18 protein-coding genes are annotated in these 17,611 nt (G+C 67.4%); 15 read left to right on the top strand and 3 right to left on the bottom strand.

What is annotated here, in order from left to right:
- The first annotated feature begins 87 nt into the window (after positions 1 to 87).
- The 4 genes from IFE19_RS13930 to IFE19_RS13915 are packed head-to-tail and all read left to right on the top strand — an operon-like array spanning position 88 to position 4,150.
- Positions 88 to 1,224 carry a beta-ketoacyl-ACP synthase III gene (locus IFE19_RS13930; RefSeq protein ID WP_207823247.1) on the top strand — a complete coding sequence of 379 codons (1,137 nt, stop codon included), beginning with the start codon at positions 88 to 90 and terminating at the stop codon, positions 1,222 to 1,224.
- Positions 1,164 to 1,904 carry an iron-containing redox enzyme family protein gene (locus IFE19_RS13925; protein ID WP_207823245.1) on the top strand — a complete coding sequence of 247 codons (741 nt, stop codon included), beginning with the start codon at positions 1,164 to 1,166 and terminating at the stop codon, positions 1,902 to 1,904. Before IFE19_RS13930 ends, IFE19_RS13925 begins: the two co-directional genes overlap by 61 nt.
- The gene (locus IFE19_RS13920; RefSeq protein ID WP_207823243.1) at positions 1,901 to 2,830 is read left to right on the top strand and encodes a DUF6999 family protein; all 930 of its coding nucleotides are present in this window, start codon (positions 1,901 to 1,903) and stop codon (positions 2,828 to 2,830) included. Before IFE19_RS13925 ends, IFE19_RS13920 begins: the two co-directional genes overlap by 4 nt.
- Positions 2,831 to 2,890: 60 nt before the next feature.
- Complete coding sequence (locus tag IFE19_RS13915; RefSeq protein WP_207823241.1) at positions 2,891 to 4,150, top strand: dicarboxylate/amino acid:cation symporter; 1,260 nt, start codon at positions 2,891 to 2,893, stop codon at positions 4,148 to 4,150.
- Positions 4,151 to 4,157: 7 nt separating this feature from the next.
- Here IFE19_RS13915 and IFE19_RS13910 read toward each other — a convergent pair whose 3' ends face one another.
- Entirely contained in the window at positions 4,158 to 6,809 is a 2,652-nt protein-coding gene (locus IFE19_RS13910) for a M14 family metallopeptidase (protein ID WP_207823239.1), read from the bottom strand.
- 190 nt (positions 6,810 to 6,999) lie between these two features.
- On the opposite strand from IFE19_RS13910, the gene IFE19_RS13905 reads away from it, so the two are divergent.
- Positions 7,000 to 7,761 carry an SDR family oxidoreductase gene (locus IFE19_RS13905; protein ID WP_207823237.1) on the top strand — a complete coding sequence of 254 codons (762 nt, stop codon included), beginning with the start codon at positions 7,000 to 7,002 and terminating at the stop codon, positions 7,759 to 7,761.
- Between the two features lie 121 nt (positions 7,762 to 7,882).
- Here the strand turns inward: IFE19_RS13905 and IFE19_RS13900 are convergent, their stop codons facing one another.
- Entirely contained in the window at positions 7,883 to 9,220 is a 1,338-nt protein-coding gene (locus IFE19_RS13900; protein WP_207823235.1) for a serine hydrolase domain-containing protein, read from the bottom strand.
- A gap of 250 nt (positions 9,221 to 9,470) precedes the next feature.
- Here IFE19_RS13900 and IFE19_RS13895 point away from each other — a divergent pair, with 250 nt between their 5' ends.
- The 6 genes from IFE19_RS13895 (at position 9,471) to IFE19_RS13870 (ending at position 13,434) form a co-directional block, all read left to right on the top strand.
- Positions 9,471 to 9,770, top strand: a complete 300-nt coding sequence (locus IFE19_RS13895; RefSeq protein WP_404822174.1) for a PadR family transcriptional regulator — start codon at positions 9,471 to 9,473, stop codon at positions 9,768 to 9,770.
- 22 nt (positions 9,771 to 9,792) lie between these two features.
- The gene (locus tag IFE19_RS13890) at positions 9,793 to 10,923 is read left to right on the top strand and encodes a hypothetical protein (protein ID WP_207823232.1); all 1,131 of its coding nucleotides are present in this window, start codon (positions 9,793 to 9,795) and stop codon (positions 10,921 to 10,923) included.
- A 75-nt stretch (positions 10,924 to 10,998) separates the two neighbouring features.
- Positions 10,999 to 12,105, top strand: coding sequence for a bifunctional transcriptional activator/DNA repair enzyme AdaA (locus IFE19_RS13885; protein ID WP_207823230.1), 1,107 nt, complete (start codon positions 10,999 to 11,001; stop codon positions 12,103 to 12,105).
- Positions 12,086 to 12,637 (top strand): methylated-DNA--[protein]-cysteine S-methyltransferase, encoded by a 552-nt coding sequence (locus tag IFE19_RS13880; protein ID WP_207823228.1) that lies wholly within the window; start codon positions 12,086 to 12,088, stop codon positions 12,635 to 12,637. Before IFE19_RS13885 ends, IFE19_RS13880 begins: the two co-directional genes overlap by 20 nt.
- Positions 12,638 to 12,677: 40 nt before the next feature.
- Positions 12,678 to 13,079, top strand: a complete 402-nt coding sequence (locus IFE19_RS13875) for a host attachment family protein (RefSeq protein WP_225910293.1) — start codon at positions 12,678 to 12,680, stop codon at positions 13,077 to 13,079.
- 49 nt (positions 13,080 to 13,128) lie between these two features.
- Positions 13,129 to 13,434 carry a hypothetical protein gene (locus IFE19_RS13870; RefSeq protein WP_207823224.1) on the top strand — a complete coding sequence of 102 codons (306 nt, stop codon included), beginning with the start codon at positions 13,129 to 13,131 and terminating at the stop codon, positions 13,432 to 13,434.
- On the opposite strand, the gene ilvA is transcribed toward IFE19_RS13870, so the two are convergent.
- Positions 13,431 to 14,948 carry a threonine ammonia-lyase, biosynthetic gene (gene ilvA, locus IFE19_RS13865; RefSeq protein ID WP_207823222.1) on the bottom strand — a complete coding sequence of 506 codons (1,518 nt, stop codon included), beginning with the start codon at positions 14,946 to 14,948 and terminating at the stop codon, positions 13,431 to 13,433. The genes IFE19_RS13870 and ilvA overlap by 4 nt on opposite strands.
- Before the next feature lie 175 nt (positions 14,949 to 15,123).
- On the opposite strand from ilvA, the gene IFE19_RS13860 reads away from it, so the two are divergent.
- The 4 genes from IFE19_RS13860 to nadA all read left to right on the top strand — a co-directional run bounded on the left by IFE19_RS13860 (position 15,124) and on the right by nadA (position 17,607).
- Entirely contained in the window at positions 15,124 to 15,459 is a 336-nt protein-coding gene (locus IFE19_RS13860) for a GIY-YIG nuclease family protein (protein ID WP_207823219.1), read from the top strand.
- A 67-nt stretch (positions 15,460 to 15,526) separates the two neighbouring features.
- Positions 15,527 to 16,219 (top strand): hypothetical protein, encoded by a 693-nt coding sequence (locus IFE19_RS13855; RefSeq protein ID WP_207823216.1) that lies wholly within the window; start codon positions 15,527 to 15,529, stop codon positions 16,217 to 16,219.
- On the top strand, positions 16,212 to 16,421 hold the full coding sequence (locus tag IFE19_RS13850; RefSeq protein WP_207823214.1) for a helix-turn-helix transcriptional regulator: 210 nt from the start codon (positions 16,212 to 16,214) through the stop codon (positions 16,419 to 16,421). Before IFE19_RS13855 ends, IFE19_RS13850 begins: the two co-directional genes overlap by 8 nt.
- 106 nt (positions 16,422 to 16,527) lie before the next feature.
- Complete coding sequence (gene nadA / locus IFE19_RS13845) at positions 16,528 to 17,607, top strand: quinolinate synthase NadA (protein ID WP_225910292.1); 1,080 nt, start codon at positions 16,528 to 16,530, stop codon at positions 17,605 to 17,607.
- The last annotated feature ends 4 nt before the right edge of the window (positions 17,608 to 17,611 follow it).

Here is a 17,611-nt window from a genome sequence, read left to right as displayed (position 1 = left end):
GAGAAATCCGGTCCGCCTTTTCGTTGGAGCGGTCGCAACGCGCTTGCGGCTTGCACCCGACTGACGAGACGGCCAAGCTCCCGCGCCATGAGTGAGCTTCGCGACGTCTTCATCACCGGGACCGGCGCTATCCTGCCCGGCGAACGGATCGGCAACGATCGGATGGAGGACTTCATCGGCCGCATCGGCGGGCGGCCGTCCGCTGTCGGGCGGCGCGCCCTGCGCTGGAACGGGATCGAGGGGCGTCACTATGCCTTGAACACCGACGGCGAGCCGCTGCACTCTAACGCCTCCATGTGCGCGGACGCCGTGCGGGCGGCGTTGGATGGGGCGGGGCTGAGCCTCGGAGATTTGCAGCATCTGGGCGCAGCGGCGACGCAGGGCGACTATCTGGTGCCCGGCCACGCCAGCGCGGTTCAGGCTGAACTGGGCGCGGGGCCGTTGGAGGCGTTCAGCTATCAGTCCGTCTGCGCCAGCGCCCTGATGGCGGCCAAAGGGGCATGGCTGAGCGTGCGCGCGGGCGAGGCGGATGTGGCCGCCGCCTGCGCGGGCGAGTTTTCCTCACGCTGGTTCCGGCCTCATTTCTATGAGGGCTCGGCGCTGGTGGATGAGAAGGGGCGGGTGCGGATCGAGGCGGACTTCCTGCGCTTCACCCTGTCGGACGGGGCGGGCGCCGTGGTGATGGAGCCGAGGCCTAAGCCCGAGGGTCTGAGCCTCAAGGTCGAATGGATCGACATGACCTCGCTGGCCGGGCGTTTCGATCCCTGCATGTGGGCCGGATCGACGCCGGAAGCGCGCGCCGACATGACCAGCGCCTGGAGCCATGCCGGCCCGGCGGCGGCCCATGCGGCGGGGGCGGTGGCCCTGTTGCAGGACTTCGACCTGCTGAAGATCGTGATCCGCGCCTGGATCGGCGTCTGGCTGGAGAAGGTGGACGCCGGGCGGATTGTGCCCGATCAGGTCGATCATCTGCTGTGTCACTACTCCGCGCGGTCGCTGCGTCAGGAGATCGTCGGCCTGCTGGAAAGCACCGCGGCCATGGTCCCGGAGGAGAAGTGGTTCACGACCCTGAGCGAGAGCGGCAATGTCGGCTCGGCCTCGATCTGGGTCATGCTGGACGCCTTCATGGCGTCGGGGCGCGGAAAGCCCGGGGACAGGGTGCTGTGCATCGTGCCCGAGAGCGGGCGGGCGATGATCGGCTTCATGATGCTGGAGATTGTGTGATGGCGGAACGCGAAGCCGAGGCGGCGGTGGCCGACACCTTGCGGAGGCTGGCGGTGGTCTTCGCCGATTTCGAGCAGCGGCTGGAGGCGACGCCGCTGATCCGCAAGCTGACGCGCGGGCGGTTCGAGGTCGCCGACTACCACGCCTTCCTGATCAACCTGCGCCAGCAGGTGAAGGACGGGGCGCTGTGGATGAGCCGGGCGGCGTCCAACATCGGCGAGGATCATCTGGAGCTGCGCTCGACCCTGATGCGCCATGCGGTGACGGAGCATCGGGATTTCCGCCTGCTGGAGGCCGACTTCACAGCCTCGGGCGGGGCGCTGGACGATATTCAGTCGGCGCCGAAGAACGTCGGGTCCGAGGCTCTGTCGGCCTGGATGTTCCATGAGGCGTCGAAGCCCGATCCCTTCGGCCTGCTGGGCGCCATGTTCGTCATCGAGGGCCTGGGTTCGATCAAGGCGCGGCCCTGGGGCCTGAAGGTGCAGGAGCGGCTGGCGCTGCCCGACGAGGCGGTGCGCTTCCTGCTGTATCACGGCGACAACGACGCCGAACACATGAAGGAGTTCGAGGAGATGCTGGGCATGGTGCTGCCCGATCCCTTCGTCGCCGAACGCATCGTCACGACCGCCAAAGTCACGGCCCGCCTCTACGCCCTGCAGATCGAGGAGATCGCGGCGTGAGATACTACAAGCCGCACGAGGATCCGTTCGACCCCGCGCGGTTCGACCCCAAGGATCCCGATCCGTGGATGGCCCTGTATCTGGACCACAGCCTGCCGATCGACGACGGGGCCAAGCGCGATCTGTTGCTGGGCGCGCGGTCGCGTTCGCGGCGCTGGTTCTTCCCGGTGGCGCGGCCGCTGGTGTTTCTGTTCTTCTGTCTGGTGAAGGTGCTGCGGGTCGTTTCGCCCAAGCATCCGAACCTGAACGGCCTGCTGCACAAGACCATCCACTGGGGTCTGCGGACCTTTGTGACGCCCGAGGGCAATCGGGTGATCCTGCGTCACTTCCATGTCGGGTCGGAACTGACGGCCTTCGTGCGCGAGAACGCCGGCGTGGGAGACAAGGTGACGAAGTGGCCGCTGACGCCGACGCGGCTGAAGGACATCGAGCCGGACCTGTTCCTTCAGCACGACCTGAACATCTTCAACTTCGTTATCGAGATGAACGCCGTGCTGCGCGCCGAGGGGCGCGAGCTGATGCCGCCGGAACGGATCGACTTCTCCATGATCTCGGACGAGTTTCCGCCGTTCGAGGAGTTTCCGCGCAAGTGGTGTAACTTCGTCGACGTGCAGACGGCGGTGGAGTTCTACACGCCGATCTATGCCCTGATGCTGCCGCGCGACGACTTCGTGCGGGCGTCCAGTTCGCTGCAACTGGACGAGGTGATGGCCATCTATATCGCCCGCATTCTGGGCACGAGCTACCACATGGCCTTCGTCAAGAACGGCCATCCGCTGGTGGCGCTGTCGACGCTGCAGGCGGGTTATCGGCTGATGATGCACGGGCTGGATTCAGAGGCCATGCACGGCTGGCTGCGGGTGATGAAGGCGCGCCAAGCGGCGGGCCTGCCGCTGGACCCCGCCAATTCGGGCACGCCGCATTAGGGCGCGCGGCGCCGCCGATTTCCTCTGGCGTGTTTCACGGGCGCTGATAGCGTCGCCGTTATGAAAACGGCGCGTTCCTTTCTGACCTCCCTCAGCACCCTGGTGCTGCTGTCGCTTGTGCTGGGCCTTGTGGCCGGGGCGGCAGCGCAGAAGTGGGGCCTGCCGGGCGGCCACGCCACGGCGGACTTCATCCAGGCCCTGGGCCAGCTGTGGCTCAACGCCTTGAGGATGACGATCATCCCGCTGGTGTTCAGCCTGCTGGTCACCGGCATCGCCTCCATCGCCGACGCAGCGCGGACCGGGCGGCTGGCGATGCGGGCGGTGGCCTGGTTCGGCGGGCTGATCGTCTTCGCCACCATCTACGCCGTGGGGGCGGCCTATGGCCTGCACGCCCTGTGGCCGATCGATCCCGAGGGCGCGCGCCTGTTGCTGGCGATCAAGCCCGAGGGCGCCGAGGGGCTGGGCGCCGGCGCGCCGTTCAGCGAGTTCCTGAAGACCATCGCTCCGGCCAACCCGATCCGGGCGGCGGCCGAGGACGCCATCCTGGGCATGGTGGTGTTCGCCGTTTTCTTCGGCTTCGCGGCCTCGGGCCTGCCCGACCGGCTGCGCGTGCCGCTGATCACCTTCTTCGAGGCGGTCGGCGAGACCATGATCACCATCGTCCGCTGGGTGTTGATGGCGGCGCCCCTGGGCGTCTTCGCCCTGTCGATCGGGGTGGGGCTGATGGCGGGGGCCAGCGCGGCCGGCGTCCTGCTGCACTATGTGGCCCTGATCTCGCTGGCCTGCATCGGCATCGGCCTGATCTTCTATCCTCTGGCGGTCATCTTCGGCCGGGTGTCGCTGGGGCGGTTCGCCCGGGCGGCGGCGCCGGCCCAGGTCGTGGCCTTCTCGACCCAGTCGTCCCTGGCCAGCCTGCCGGTCATGGTCGAGCGTTCGGTGGACGCCCTGGGCGTCAAGCGGGCCACGGCGGGTCTGGTCCTGCCTCTGGCGGTGGCGGTGTTCCGCATTACCAGTCCGGTGGCCAACCTGGGCGTGGCCATCTATTGCGCCCACCTGTTCGGCATCGAGCCCTCGGCGGGGCAGCTGTTCGCGGCCATGCTGACGGCGGTGCTGATCTCGATCGGCACCGTGGGCCTGCCGGGTCAGGCCAGCTTCTTCGCCTCCATTGCCCCCATCTGCATCGCCATGGGCGTGCCGCTGGAGATGCTGCCCCTGCTGCTGGCGGTCGAGGTCATCCCCGACATCTTCCGCACCCTGGGCAATGTCACAGCCGACATGGCTGTGACCCGGATGGTGCAGGGCGGCGAGGCGACGGACTAGCCTGTTCTCAATCCTCGCCGTGGTCGCCCGAGGCGTGGGCGGGACCGCGGAAGACGGCGTTGAGGAAGAGCGGCTTCAGCCCCTCCAGGAAGGCGCGCATGGTGACGTCCTGGGTGAAGGCGACGACCTGCCCCCGGCCGATGCCGGAGGTCATGGCCACCGGCTTGTAGGCCAGCTGGCGACGGTTCTCGTTCCACAGCTGACCCGAGGCGCGCAGGCTGTCGGGACCGGCCAGTCGCACGACATTGCTCCCCTGATCGCGGGTCAGGGGCGTATAGATGTCTGAGCCGCGCACCATGACGCTGACCTCGGTCGCTACCCCGGCGCCCAGCCAGTGCTCGTTGTCGACCAGGGCGCGGGCCAGGACGCCAGCTACGGAATCGGGTGAACCGCCGCGGTGCGCGGTTCGCTCCAGATAGTCGATGTCCGAGGCGATTTCGGACCCGGCGACGGTGGCGCTGCTGGCGTCGTCTGCCCTGCCGTCTTCGGGGTCGAGGGCGGTTTCGCGCCGACTGTCCAGTAGCTTGGAATCGGGGTCGGTCAGCAGACGGCTGGCCGATCCGACGCCGATCAGAACGCCGCCTGACTGGACCCAGGCCCGCAGATTGGCGACGCCGCTCTCGCTCAGGACCTGCTCATAGTTTCCGCCCGACGGCAGGATCAGCACCTGATAGCGGGACAGGTCGGCGTGCGTCAGGCGACGGGTGCGGACGGCCGTGACGGGCCAGCCGTATTCGCGTTCCAGAACATGGCGGATCGAGCCCGCCGATTCGGGGTCGGTCGGATCGTCCCAGGCCAGGGCGACGCGCGGGGCGGTGATGACGACGGCCCTGTCCGAGCCGACGCTGGGGCCGCGCGAGACCCATGACGTCGCCAGGGGCGTCACCTGGGCGCCGCTGCCGGCGGCCAGACGGCGGACGCGCTCGTCCAGGTCGGCGGGCGATCCGGCGCGCGGCACGATGAAGGTCCCGCCCGGATAGGCGCGGCCGTCCAGGGTGAAGGGCTCCTCGATCGAGCGCACTGGCAGCCTGTCGGTCAGGGCGGCGGTCAGGAAGCGCATCCCCGCCGTGCCCGGATGGATGGCGTAGCCGTAGGCCGCGTCCCCTGAGGCCACGGCGGCGGGGCGGATCAGTTCGGGGCCGACGGCGGCCGTCTGCACCGAGGGGGCGTTCGCGCAGCGCTGGCTCGGCACGTTGAACAGCAGGGGCAGGGACCAGCCGGTCAGGTCATAGATCTCGTCGCTCAGGCCGCGCGCGCGGCGAGCTTCCTGCTCGGCCAGGAATTTCGGGTCCAACGGCACGTCCCTGGCCAGCAGGGTCTCGGCCATGCGGCGCTGGGGCTGGGACAGGTTCACGACATAGTCGCCCGCCTGATAGCTCTGGCCGCAGGCGGAGAAGGATGCGGTCGCGCGCCCGACCTCCAGCCCTGAACGGACCAGCAGGCCCGCCAGCTTGTCGGCCGCGGCCGGGTCGGCGGCGGCGGAGCGCGACAGGACATAGGCGCCGCGCCCGCCCGCCATGCCGTCGCGGTGGAAGGCGTAGAAGTCGTTGAGCAGTTTCTCGCGGTCGCGGGCGGCGGTCTCGATGGTCGACAGGGTGGCGGTCAGATGGCCTTGAACCGTGTCGGCGTAGGTCAGCATTTCGCCCGACGAGCGACGCGCCAGCAGACCGCGCGACGACCCCTGCTCATAGGTCATGGAGACGGCGCCGAAATAGGCGGGCCAGCCGTCGCCGTAGCCGGGATAGAAGGCGTCGAACGTCTCGCGCGTGAAATAGTCCAGCCCGGCCTGGTCGAAGCGGGCGGCGTTGTTGCGGCCGAACCGCTCGCGCGCCTCAAGAATGGCCGGATAGATCCACGGGTTCAGCGGTTCGGCTTCGGGCGGGAAGAAGAAGCTGGAGTCGGTGCCCATCTCGTGGGAATCGACCACCACCTGGGGACGCCACTCGCGGATCAGGGCCGCGTGGCCTTGCGTCTCCGGCTGGGACTGGATGAACCAGTCGCGGTTCAGGTCGAACAGATTGTGGTTGAAGCGGCCGGACGGCCACGGCTCGGCTCGCTCGGCCGACAGGGGGTCGCCGTTGGGCTGGGCGCCCAGACCCGCCTCGAAGCTGTTGATGAAGCGCTCGCGTCCGTCGGGGTTCTGAGTCGGAACGAAGACGACCACGACGTTCTCCAGCCAGCCTTGAGCCTCGGCGTCGAGGCTGTCGGTCAGGCGGCGCGCGGCGGTCAGGGCGGCGTCGGCGGGGCTGATCTCATTGCCGTGGACCGAATAGGCCATCCAGACGACGGCGGGCGTGTCGTTGATGAGGGCGCGGGCCTGCTCGGGCGAGGTCTTGCGTGGATCGGCCAGGGCGTTGGTCGCGGCCTTGATCGCATTCAGCCGGGCGATGTTGCGCGGTGAACCGACGGCGGCCCAGAACAGGGGGCGACCCTCCCACGACCGGGCGTAGTCGCCCATGACCACGCGGTCGGGGTTGGCGGCTTGCAAGGCCTCGAAATAGCGGCGCACGTCGGCGGAGCGCGTGATGCGCTCACCGCTGTCGTGGCCGACAACAGCTTGAAGCGCCGGCGGGTTCTGTTGCGCCAGAGCGGGCGTCGCGGCGGCCAGGGCCAGACTGAGCGCCAGCAGGGAACAGGCGGTGCGGTGGCGATACGACATGACAATACTCCCCCTACAGACCGATGACCTTAACCGTGGAGGCGAGCGGAAGGGAAGCAGCGCCACGCTGTCGTTTCTTTGGCTTTTGAGGCCAGATGCTCGATGAAGGGTGCGCCCTTATGGCGAATGGGTCGATGTCGTGATCCGGCCTATGGGGCGTGATCTCCCGTCGCAAGCATGTGTTTCCCCCATGATTTCCCTGCAGAACCTCGAAGGCTCGGTAGTCGTCGTTTCGGGCGCCGGCAGAGGGTTGGGCGCAGCCCTGGCCGTCAGCTTGGCCGAAGCGGGGAGCCGGCCGATCCTGTGCGGCCGCAATCGCGAGGCGCTGGAGAGCGTCGCCTCGACCATTCTGGAGCGGACAGGCGTGCAGACGCAGGTCGTCAAACTGGATCTCGGCGACGCCGCCAGCGTGGCGCGGGCCGTGACGCAGCTGAAAGCCGAGCACGAGGTCATCGACCTCCTGATCAACAACGGGGCGATGTGGCTCGAAAGCAGCGAGGAGGACCATCGTCCCGAGGAGGTTCTCGCGGTAGTGAACGCCGCCGTTTCAGGGACCTTCCTTCTGACACAGGGGCTGATGCCCTTGCTGCGCGGATCGAGCCGACCGGACATCGTGACCATCGGGTCGATCAGCGGCCTGCCCGGCGCCGCGATTCAGACGACGTCCGTGCCCTTCTACGCCGCCAAGCGGGCGCAGGCCGCCCTTGCGGATGGCTTCGCCCAGATGCTGGCCGGGACGCCCGTTCGCTCTCTCGTCATTCACCCGCCCTATCTCGATGACGTCGAGCCGGGCGCAGAGGCGTGGGAAAATGCGTCCAAGCGCCGCAAGGGCGAGCGCGCAACCAACCGGGACATCGTCGAGGCGGTGTTGTTCGCGGTGACAAGGCCCCGGCACGTCTCCCTGTCGATTGTCGTCGACGCCGACGAGGGCGGGCGCTTCTCGCGTCTCTAGGCAGCGAGGGCCGAAACCTAAATGGTCCCGGCGCCTGGCGTTGGACTGACGGCGCCCTGCATTGAACCGATCGGCGTTCGCCAACCGCCAGTCCGGCCGCACTGGCGACGAGACGCTATCGTCAGTTTTCGACGGCGAGGTCGGGGATGTATTGCGAAGCGATCTTGTCAGCAAATCTCTGGGGCCCGGCGCCCAGGAGGTTCGTCAGAACGATCACCGTAAGGTCATCCTCGGGGTAGATGAAGATAGCCGCGCGGTCGCCGCCCGTGGGCGTGATCGCGGGATGTTCCGCGCGGCGGATGGACGGCCAGCCCAGTCCATAGCCATTGATGGTCCGGTTGAAACCGCGATAGCTTCCGTCAGGCAGTTGCTGCGGCGTCCATAGCTGTTCGAGGCCCCTTTCGCTGACCAGTTTGCGATTCTGCAGCGCGATAACCCATGCCGCCAGATCCCTGGCCGTGGCCTGAACGCCCGCGGTGGGATGCATATAGGCGGGCCACACCTCACTGCGCGCCATCGGGGTCTCGCTACGCTCGACGCCGACGGTCCTCATGTCCGTGATCTGCAGCGTCAAATAGGTATAGAGCGAGGCGAGCTCGGGCACGGTGTCGGCGGTGTGGCCAAAGCGCGCCTGCTCCATGCCCGCCGCGTTGAACTGTCCCTCGCGAACGAAATCAACGAAGGGCTTGCCCGAGACCTTCTCGATGATCTTGCCCATCAGGGCGTAGCCGGTCTGATTATAGGCGTACTGCGTCCCGGGCGCATATTTCAGGGGAAGTTCCTGCACCTTCGCCCAGGCGGCGTCGGGCTCGGCGCCGTCGATCAACCGGGTGTTGTCGTCAATGATCTCGGGCAGGCCGGACGTGTGCGTCAGGATCTGACGGACCGTGATCTCATTCCACGATGCCGGAAGCTCTTCGAGATATTGCGTCACCGAGGCGTCGAGATCGAGTTTTCCGGCCTCGACAAGCTGCATCGCCGCCACGCCGGTGAAGGCCTTGCTGATCGAATTGACGCCGAAGACAGTGAGTTCCGTCACAGGTTTCGCGGTCTCGAGGTCGGACTGGCCGTAGGCGCCCGCGAATATGATCTCGCCGTTCTTCACGATCGCCAGCTGGAGCCCCGGAATACGGCGAGAGGCCATCTCGCTTTGGACCAGACGTTCAATCGCGGCGGTCTGGCTGTCCGCTTCTGCGACCTGGGTCGTGCGGGCGTTCGCGCTATCGGCGAGGCCGCCCATGACCGCAATCAGGACAAATGCGGCGGAAAGTTTGTTCAGCATTCTTTTGGCTATCCGGAGTTTGGGGGATATCGGCGGCGATTGTGGATCGGGCTGGCGACGCGTCTTTGCGGTCACCAGGGCGGGAAGAATGGGCGCTGCATCGGGCGCAACGATGCGTGGACCGAGAGATGGACTGGTCATGGTGTCGGTTGACCCGTTCGCTGCACGCTGGTCCACCCCGGCTCGGTCAATGGCAGGCCTTGATCGGTGAACAGCAATGCGTCCCGGCGAACGGACGCCTCGGGGCTGTCAGATTGCTCAAGTTGCGCCGTTCTTGGGTGGCTTTGAGCTGCATCTAAGTGGTCCTGACACATCAGATAGCAAAGGTTGTTGACGGCGGCGTACAGTATGTCGCATACACTGTATGTCACACACTATGTGGCGGCAGATGAGGCGGTCCCGCGTGGACAAGGATCTGTTCGAGACGATGCGGCTGGAGCTGCGGCGCGGGTCGCTGGTGCTGGCGGTGCTCGCCTGCCTGCGGACTGAACGTTACGGCTACACCCTGCGACAGGCGTTGGCGGCGGACGGGCTGGAGATGGAGGAATCCACCCTCTACCCCCTGCTGCGGCGGCTGGAAGGGCAGGGGCTGCTGACCAGCGAATGGCGTGAGGAAGAGAAGCGCAAGAAGCGCTTCTACGTCCTGTCGGCGGGGGGCGAGGCCATGCTGGCGGCCCTGACCGAGGAATGGCGCGGCATCAACGCCTCGCTGGACCGGATGCTTTGATATTCGGGGGAGGGAAACCGAAATGGATGTGATCGAACGCTACCTGGAGGCCGTGGCGGCCCAGCTTTCGACCGAGGACCGCGAGGACATCATCGCCGAGCTGCGCGACCTGATCCTGAGTCGGGTCGAGGCGAAGGAAGAGGCGCTGGGCCGCGCCCTGACCGGCGAGGAGAAGGAGGCGATCCTGCACGAGATCGGCCATCCCCTGGTCGTCGCCGCCCGCTATCGCAAGGGGCCGGACAGCCTGATCGGACCGGAGTTGTTCCCCTACTGGCTGTTCGGGGCCAAGGCCGGGCTGATTGTGATCGCCGGGCTGCAGGCGCTGGTCCTTCTGCTGCGTGTGTTCGGCGATCCGGCCGACTTCGGCCAGGCGATCGCCCAGGGTTTCCACGGCTTCTTCACCGGCGCCCTGACCCTGCTTGGCGCCCTGACCCTGGCCGGGGCGATCATGGAACACTATGGGCTGAAGCCGGCCTGGTTGACGAAGTGGCGGATCGGCGACCTGCCGGCCTATGGCCTGGCAGACCCGGCCAGATGGGGTGCGGCCGTGTCCGGGGCGGCTCAGGTCCGGACCGGGCAGGCGTCGAAAGCGAAGGAAAAACGCGACTGGGCCGGCCGCCTGGAGAGCCGTGAGGCGTCCGAGGCCCTGTGGTCGCTGATCGCCGGCACGGTCTTCGTCCTGTGGTGGATCGGCGTCCTTCATGTTCCGGGCCTGAGTCAGTTCGGTTTGCGCAGCGGCGAGGTGGCCGTGACGGCGGCGCCGATCTGGAGCGCCCTGTTCGCGCCCATCCTGGCCTGGGCCGTGGCGGGGACGGCGGTGGACGCCCTGGGCCTGATCCAGCCCCACGCTGCACGCCTGCGGGCCTTCCTCAAGATCCCTGTCTCCATGGGGGGACTGTGGATCGGCTGGCGCCTGTTCGAGGCCCGACACTGGTTCACCCTGACCCAGGGCGATCAGGTCGCCCGCGTCGAAGGCGGTCCGACCAATGTGAGCATCGAGGCCCTTCGCGCCGTCAATGAGGCCGGCCGCGGGGTGTTCGACACGGCCATGACCCTGTCGACGGTGTTGAGCTGGGTTCTGGTGGTGATGATGCTGGCGCTGGTGCTCGATATCATCCGGCAGATGTGGCGGATGGCGACGCTTCGCGATTGAGCCTCGATTTCGGCCCAGCGCTGTCATGTCCGAAAACCGCGAGACAGGGCGGCGTCGAAGGCGCAGGGTGCGGGCATGGAAAACCCCCGCGACAGTCTGGATCAGGAGGCCTGCTATCGGGCCGTCCTGACGCGTGACCCGCGTTTCGACGGGCGCTTCTTCACCTGTGTGAAGACGACCGGGATCTATTGCCGTCCGGTCTGTCCGGCGCGGACGCCCAGGCGCGAGAACATGCGCTTCGTCGCCAGCGCGGCGGCGGCCGAGGAGGGGGGCTTTCGCGCCTGCCTGCGGTGTCGACCCGAGACGGCGCCCGACATGGGCGCCTGGCGCGGCACCTCCAACACCGTCAGCCGGGCGCTGAACCTGATCGAGGCGGGGGCTCTGGATGAGGGCGACGTGGAGGCCCTGGCCGCGCGGCTGGGCGTGGGCGAGCGGCACCTGCGCCGTCTGTTCCGCCAGCATCTGGGCGCCGCCCCGGTCAGCGTGGCCCAGACGCGTCGTGTCCTGCTGGCCAAGGCCCTGATCCACCAGACCGATCTGCCGATGGCCGAGGTCGCCATGGCGTCCGGCTTCGGCAGCGTGCGGCGCTTCAATGAGACGTTTCAGGCCCTGTACGGGCGGCCCCCGTCGGCGCTGCGGGCGCGGGCGGAGCGGCCTTGGGACGGCGGCGTGCGGCTAAGCCTGCCCTATCGCCCTCCCTATGATGTCGAGGCCATGCTGGCGGCTCTGAGCGCCAACGGCGAGACGGTCGAGGGCGGGATCTGGCGCCGTCTTCTGACCCCCGCGACGGACGGGGCGACGGGCGAGGTCTCGGCCCGGTTCGAGGCGGGGGAGCGCCTTGCGGTCACGGCGGCGCTGGATGATCTGAAGGCCTTGCCGGGGGTGCTGGCGCGGGTGCGGCGGCTGTTCGACCTGTCGGCCGATCCCGAGGCGATCCGGCGCGACCTGTCGGCGGACCCCTTGCTGGCGCCGCTGATGAAGGCTCGGCCGGGTCTGCGTCTGCCGGGCCTCTGGACGGATGAGGCCGCCGACATGACCAGCGACCGGCTTGAGGACGAAAGACTGGCGACGAGAGCCGAGCAATGGCGGCCCTGGCGGGCCTATGGCGTGCTGCACCTGCGCGAGGCGGGGATCGACGGCATGACGATCATGGAGAACGACGATGAAAAAGACGCAGCCTGAAACCTTCACCCTGGACCGCATCGCCACGCCGGTGGGCGAGGTGCTGCTGGTCACGGACGCCGACGGCGCCGTGCGCGCCTTCGACTTCACCGACTATGAGGCGCGGATGATGAAGTTGCTGGCCCGTCACTATGGCGAGGTCCGGCTGGCGGCGGGGCGGGCGCCGGAGGCGGTGAGGGCCGCCGTCTGCGCCTATTTCGACGGCGATCTGACGGCGCTCGACGGCCTGGCCGTGAAGACCGGCGGCACGGAATTCCAGCGGTCGGTCTGGGCGGCGCTGCGGACCATTCCGGCGGGCCGGACATGGAGCTACGGCCAACTCGCCCACGCCATCGGCAAGCCCGCCGCCGTGCGCGCCGTGGGCCTGGCCAACGGGGCCAATCCGATCGGCGTCATCGTGCCGTGCCACCGCGTCGTCGGCGCCAATAGAACCCTGACGGGCTATGCGGGCGGGCTGGAGCGCAAGCGGTGGCTGCTGGCGCACGAAGCGTCGCAGCATGGAACGGTGCAAGGGGCGTTCGCGCTAGACTGACAGCGCCCTCCCTTTCCGGCGCTCAAACCGGAGTCCGATGATGAACCTGCCCAACGGGGCCCTCGTCGCCGTCGCTGACGGCGCGAAGCTGAGCCTGTTCCGCAACACCGGCCACAACCTCGACATCCAGCTCAAGCCGATGGCCACGCCCGAGATCCCCGAACGGCTATCCGGCGCGCCGGGCCGCCGCTCCAGCGACGCCAACCCCGACAACGACACCCAGGCCGAGGACGGCTTCGCCATGGGGGTGGCCGAGGCTCTGAATCACATGGCCCTGACCAACAGGATCGAGGCCCTGGCCGTGGTCGCCGCGCCCAAGACCCTGGGCCAGTTGCGCAAGCATTGGCACAAGGCGCTGGAGGAGCGCCTGATCGGTGAAATCCCGAAGGATCTGACGGCGCGTCCAGTCGAAGAGATCGCCGAAGCGATCAGTCGAGCCTAACCGCGCGGCGGCGTTGACATTGGCCAGCGGGGCTTCTCTGGTTCCGGCCATGACGACGCCGCGGCGCAAGGCCCTGATCGATTCCCTCTGGTATGTGATCCCGCTGGCGATCGGCATCCTGCTGAACGGCGTGGTGCGGCCGATCATGGCGGAGCGCCTCGGCGGCGAGATGATCCGGCGGGGCGCCAGCGTTCGAGGATCGGACACCTGGTGGACGTTCGACGCCGCCACCCGCGCCGAGCATCCGTGGCAGACCGGCTTTCTGGAGATGTCGCACGGGACGGTGGCTTTCGTGACCCTGGCGGTGATCGCCGTCCTTTTCGTCTGGCGCTGTTTCGTCCGACGACGAAGCTAGGTCGCGCCGTCCAGAAACAACCTGCAGGCTGGATTGTTGGTCTCGTCGACGTAGGGATAGCCCAGCTCGTCCAGGGCTGTCGTCAGATCGGTCGCCTGATCCGACGGGACGCTGATCCCGGCCAGAACCCGGCCCACGTCGTCGCCATGGTTGCGATAGTGGAACAGGGTCAGGGCCCAGGCGGGTTGCAGGCTGTTGAGGAAGCGCAGGAAGGCGCCGGGCCGTTCAGGGAATTCAAAGCGCAGCAGCCGCTCGTGCGGCAGGCCGATGGTGCGCCCGCCGACCATGTAGCGGACATGCAGCTTGGCGGTCTCGTTGTCGCTCATGTCCTCGACCGCATAACCATCGGCGCGGAGGCGTTCGATCAGGGCATGACGTTCGTCGGCGCCGTTCTTCAGCGAGACGCCGACGAAGATCTGGGCCGTGCCGTCGCCGGACCAGCGATAGTTGAACTCGGTCACCGAGCGGCCGTCGAGGCTGCGCAGGAAACGGTGATAGTCGTCGCGGCGGTCGGGCATGGCCACGGCCAGCAGGGCCTCGGCGCCCTCGCCGATCTCGGCCCGTTCGGCCACGTGCCGCAGTCGGTCGAAGTTGACGTTGGCGCCCGAGTTGATCGCCGCCAGGGCGCCGCTGCCGGGGTTGCGCGCGGCCCAGACCTTCAAGCCCGCCAGAGCCACGGCGCCCGAGGGCTCGGCCACGGCGCGAACGTCGTCGAAGATGTCCTTGACCGCCGCGCAGATGGCGTCGGTGTCGACCAGGACGATCTCATCCAGCAGATCGCGGCACAGGCGGAAGGTCTCGTCCCCAGCGCGGCGCACGGCCACCCCGTCGGCGAACAGGCCGACCTGATCAAGGGTCACCACGTGACCGGCGTCGATGGCGCTCTTCATCGTCGGGGCGTCGGCGGGTTCGACGCCGACGATCTTCGTCTCCGGACGCAGGAAGCGGACGATGGCCGCCACCCCCGCCGCCAGACCGCCGCCGCCGATGGGGATGAAGACGGCGTCGATCGGGTCCGGGTGCTGGCGCAGGATTTCCAGCCCCACCGTTCCCTGCCCCGCGATTACATCGGGGTCGTCGAAGGGGTGGACGAAGGTCGCGCCCATCTCCTGTTCAAGGGCGCGGGCGTGGGCGTAGGCGTCGTCGAAACTGTCGCCGTGCAGCACCACATTGCCGCCGAGCGCCTCGACCGCCGCCACCTTGATGCCCGGCGTGGTGGTCGGCATGACGATGGTCGAGGCCGCGCCGCGTTTGGCCGCCGCCAGCGCCACCCCTTGCGCGTGATTGCCCGCCGAGGCGCAGATGACGCCGCGCGCCAGCTCGGCTTCGCTCAGGTTGGCGATGCGGTTGTAGGCGCCGCGGATCTTGAACGAGAAGACCGGCTGCAGGTCCTCGCGCTTGAGCCAGGCAGGGCGGCCGATGCGCGCCGACAGCCGCTTCAGCGGGTCCAGAGGGGTTTCCTCGGCCACGTCATAGACGCGGGCGGTCAGGATGCGGCGGACGGTGTCTTGCACGAAATTCTCGAAGTGGCGCGAAAGTGAGGCTCAATCGACCTTTCGTCTAGGGCAGAAGCGGCGCTCAGGGGAAGGCCCTTGCGTATTTGGGAGGTCCAGTTTGCTGAGAGGGTCATATATTTACCCGGATAATAATCTTTGCTATTTAATCCGGGTAAAACAAGAGGAGGCGTCCATGACGTCCGCAGACCGCAAGGCGCTCATCAACGACTACAAGGACCGCGAAACCGTGGCCGGGGTGTTCGCCGTCATCTGTTCCGCCACCGGCCGCGCCAGGGTGGGGCAGAGCCGCCACATCGACACGCAGCAAAACGGCTTGTGGTTCGCGCTGAAGATGGGCGGCAGCCCTTATCGGTCGCTGCAGACTGAATGGACCGCCCATGGCGGCGACAGCTTCCGTTTCGAACAACTGGATCGGCTGCCGCCCGACCTGACCGACATGGCCCGCAAGGACGAACTGAAGAAGCGCGCCGCCCTGTGGGCCGCACGGCTGGAGGCGGAGCTGCTCTGAAATCCATGCGCTTGCGATGTAACCTGTAGGTGATATATGTAACCCATAGGTGTCACGGGAGCGGGTAGTGAACGACGAACTGCAAAAGGCCAAGGCGAACGAGCGGCATAGGGTCCGGCGTCTGTGGATGGCGGCGGGGCAGGGCGGGCTGGGGCTGACGGCTCTGCCGTGCGCCGGTTTGCTGTGGGACACAGGTTGGCCCTTGGGTGAACCGCTGGCCGTGATCCTCGCGATCATGGGAGTTGGCGTCGTGGTGGCCAGCGTCGCCTGGGCGGGCCGCTACATGCCCAACGGCGACACCGTCCGCGTCGAGAACGCCAAGGGCGGCTATCGCGACAGCGTGCAAAAGAAGCGCGCCGTGTCGATGGCGCTGATGCCGCTGACCTCCATGTATCTTGTGTATCAGGGGACGCTGGGTGCTTGGCATATCGCCAACGGGCAGGGCGATGCTCAGGCCTGGAGCATGGTTGGCCTGTCGCCGATAATTTCGGTGTTTCTGCTACTGATGGTCGCCGGTCTCGACAATCGCGGCGACAAGAAGATGAAGCGGCTGCTGGAGGACGAACTGACCCTGTCCTTCCGCCGCGATGCGCTGAACGTGGCGCTGGGCGTGGCCATGATCGGGCTGGTCGCCGTCTTCGGCCTGGGCCTGTGGCGGCCCGAGGCGGCGGTGGCGGCCTTGCCGGGACTGATGTTCGTCACGGCCTCGGCGTCGGCGCTGCGCTACTGGCAGCTGGACCGGCGGGCCAGCGGTGGCTGAGCCGCGTCTGGTCATTCATCTGAAGGCGGTGCGCATGGCGGCGGGGCTGACGCAACAGGAACTGGCCGACCGGGCCAGGCTGTCGCGGAAGACCGTGAACACGGTCGAGAACGGCGTCTTCACCCCCTCGGTCCTGGTGGCGCTGACGCTGGCGAAGGCGCTGGACGTGCCGCTGGACGCCCTGTTCACGCTGGAAGACTGAGCCGATTTCCCTTGCGCCCTGTGCGGATGGGCCTACATTGCGCCTGCTTATGCTAACTTTGAGCATAAGTCGGAGCCGCGCAGACGGCCGCAAGGGAGTAGAGGCGATGGCGGACGGCGCTTTCGGTCTGTCGAAGGAACTGGCGGAAGAGACCGCTCCTGTCTGGGAGAAGGTCAAGGGTCTGGTGACCCCGTTGGAGTGGCCGGAGCAGGCGAAATTGATCAGCGAGATCAATGCGCTGAAGAAGGAACGCGACGCCGTCATCCTGGCCCACAACTACATGACGCCGGAAATTTTCCATGGCGTGGGCGACTATGTCGGCGACAGTCTGGGTCTGGCCAAGGAGGCCGCCAAGTCGAAGGCGAAGGTCATCGTCCAGGCGGGCGTGCACTTCATGGCCGAGACCTCGAAAATCCTGTCGCCGGACAAGACCGTGCTGATCCCCGACCTGCGCGCGGGCTGTTCGCTGGCGTCCTCGATCACGGGCGCCGACGTGCGCCTGATCAAGCAGCGCTACCCCGGCCTGCCGGTCGTCACCTATGTGAACACCACCGCCGACGTGAAGGCCGAGACCGACATCTGCTGCACCAGCGCCAACGCCGTTCAGGTGGTGGAATGGGCGGCCAGGGAGTGGGGCGTCGACAAGGTCATCCTGATCCCCGACGAATATCTGGCGCGCAACGTCGCGGCCCAGACCCATGTCGGCATCATCGCCTGGAAGGGCCGCTGCGAGGTGCATGAGCGCTTCACCGCCGACGACATCGCCGAGATGCGCGCCGCCTATCCGGGCGCGGAAATCCTGGCCCACCCGGAATGCCCGGAAGAGGTGCTGGCGGCGTCGGACTTCGCCGGATCGACGGCGGCGATGATCGACTATGTCGAGGCGCGAAAGCCGAAGCAGGTGGTGATGATCACCGAGTGCTCGATGGCTTCGAACGTCAAGGGCGACGTGCCCGGCGTCGACTTCATCGGTCCGTGCAATCTGTGCCCGCATATGAAGCGCATCACCCTGGAGAACATCCGCGACTGCCTGCGCGACATGAAGTTCGAGGTGACTGTGGAGCCCGAGATGGCCGAGCGCGCGGCCCTGGCCGTGCAGCGGATGATCGACCTGCCGCCGCCCGCCATTCCGGCGCGCTATGACCTGATCAAGGCCAAGCACCACGTCGACGTGGAGCTGATCTGAGGTC

Origin of the sequence: Brevundimonas pondensis, assembly GCF_017487345.1 — a bacterium.
GTDB lineage: Bacteria > Pseudomonadota > Alphaproteobacteria > Caulobacterales > Caulobacteraceae > Brevundimonas > Brevundimonas pondensis.
Note: the sequence above shows the minus strand (reverse complement) of the source record. Positions and strands in the feature narration are given on the sequence as shown.

Excerpts from the sequence above, each read along its gene's own strand:
- IFE19_RS13930 (WP_207823247.1), top strand. The coding sequence starts at position 88 with ATGAGTGAGCTTCGCGACGTCTTCATCACCGGGACCGGCGCTATCCTG.
- IFE19_RS13915 (WP_207823241.1), top strand. The coding sequence starts at position 2,891 with ATGAAAACGGCGCGTTCCTTTCTGACCTCCCTCAGCACCCTGGTGCTG.
- IFE19_RS13910 (WP_207823239.1), bottom strand. The coding sequence starts at position 6,809 with ATGTCGTATCGCCACCGCACCGCCTGTTCCCTGCTGGCGCTCAGTCTG.
- IFE19_RS13905 (WP_207823237.1), top strand. The coding sequence starts at position 7,000 with ATGATTTCCCTGCAGAACCTCGAAGGCTCGGTAGTCGTCGTTTCGGGC.
- IFE19_RS13895 (WP_404822174.1), top strand. The coding sequence starts at position 9,471 with ATGCGGCTGGAGCTGCGGCGCGGGTCGCTGGTGCTGGCGGTGCTCGCC.
- IFE19_RS13890 (WP_207823232.1), top strand. The coding sequence starts at position 9,793 with ATGGATGTGATCGAACGCTACCTGGAGGCCGTGGCGGCCCAGCTTTCG.
- IFE19_RS13885 (WP_207823230.1), top strand. The coding sequence starts at position 10,999 with ATGGAAAACCCCCGCGACAGTCTGGATCAGGAGGCCTGCTATCGGGCC.
- IFE19_RS13880 (WP_207823228.1), top strand. The coding sequence starts at position 12,086 with ATGAAAAAGACGCAGCCTGAAACCTTCACCCTGGACCGCATCGCCACG.
- IFE19_RS13875 (WP_225910293.1), top strand. The coding sequence starts at position 12,678 with ATGAACCTGCCCAACGGGGCCCTCGTCGCCGTCGCTGACGGCGCGAAG.
- IFE19_RS13870 (WP_207823224.1), top strand. The coding sequence starts at position 13,129 with ATGACGACGCCGCGGCGCAAGGCCCTGATCGATTCCCTCTGGTATGTG.
- IFE19_RS13860 (WP_207823219.1), top strand. The coding sequence starts at position 15,124 with ATGACGTCCGCAGACCGCAAGGCGCTCATCAACGACTACAAGGACCGC.
- nadA (WP_225910292.1), top strand. The coding sequence starts at position 16,528 with ATGGCGGACGGCGCTTTCGGTCTGTCGAAGGAACTGGCGGAAGAGACC.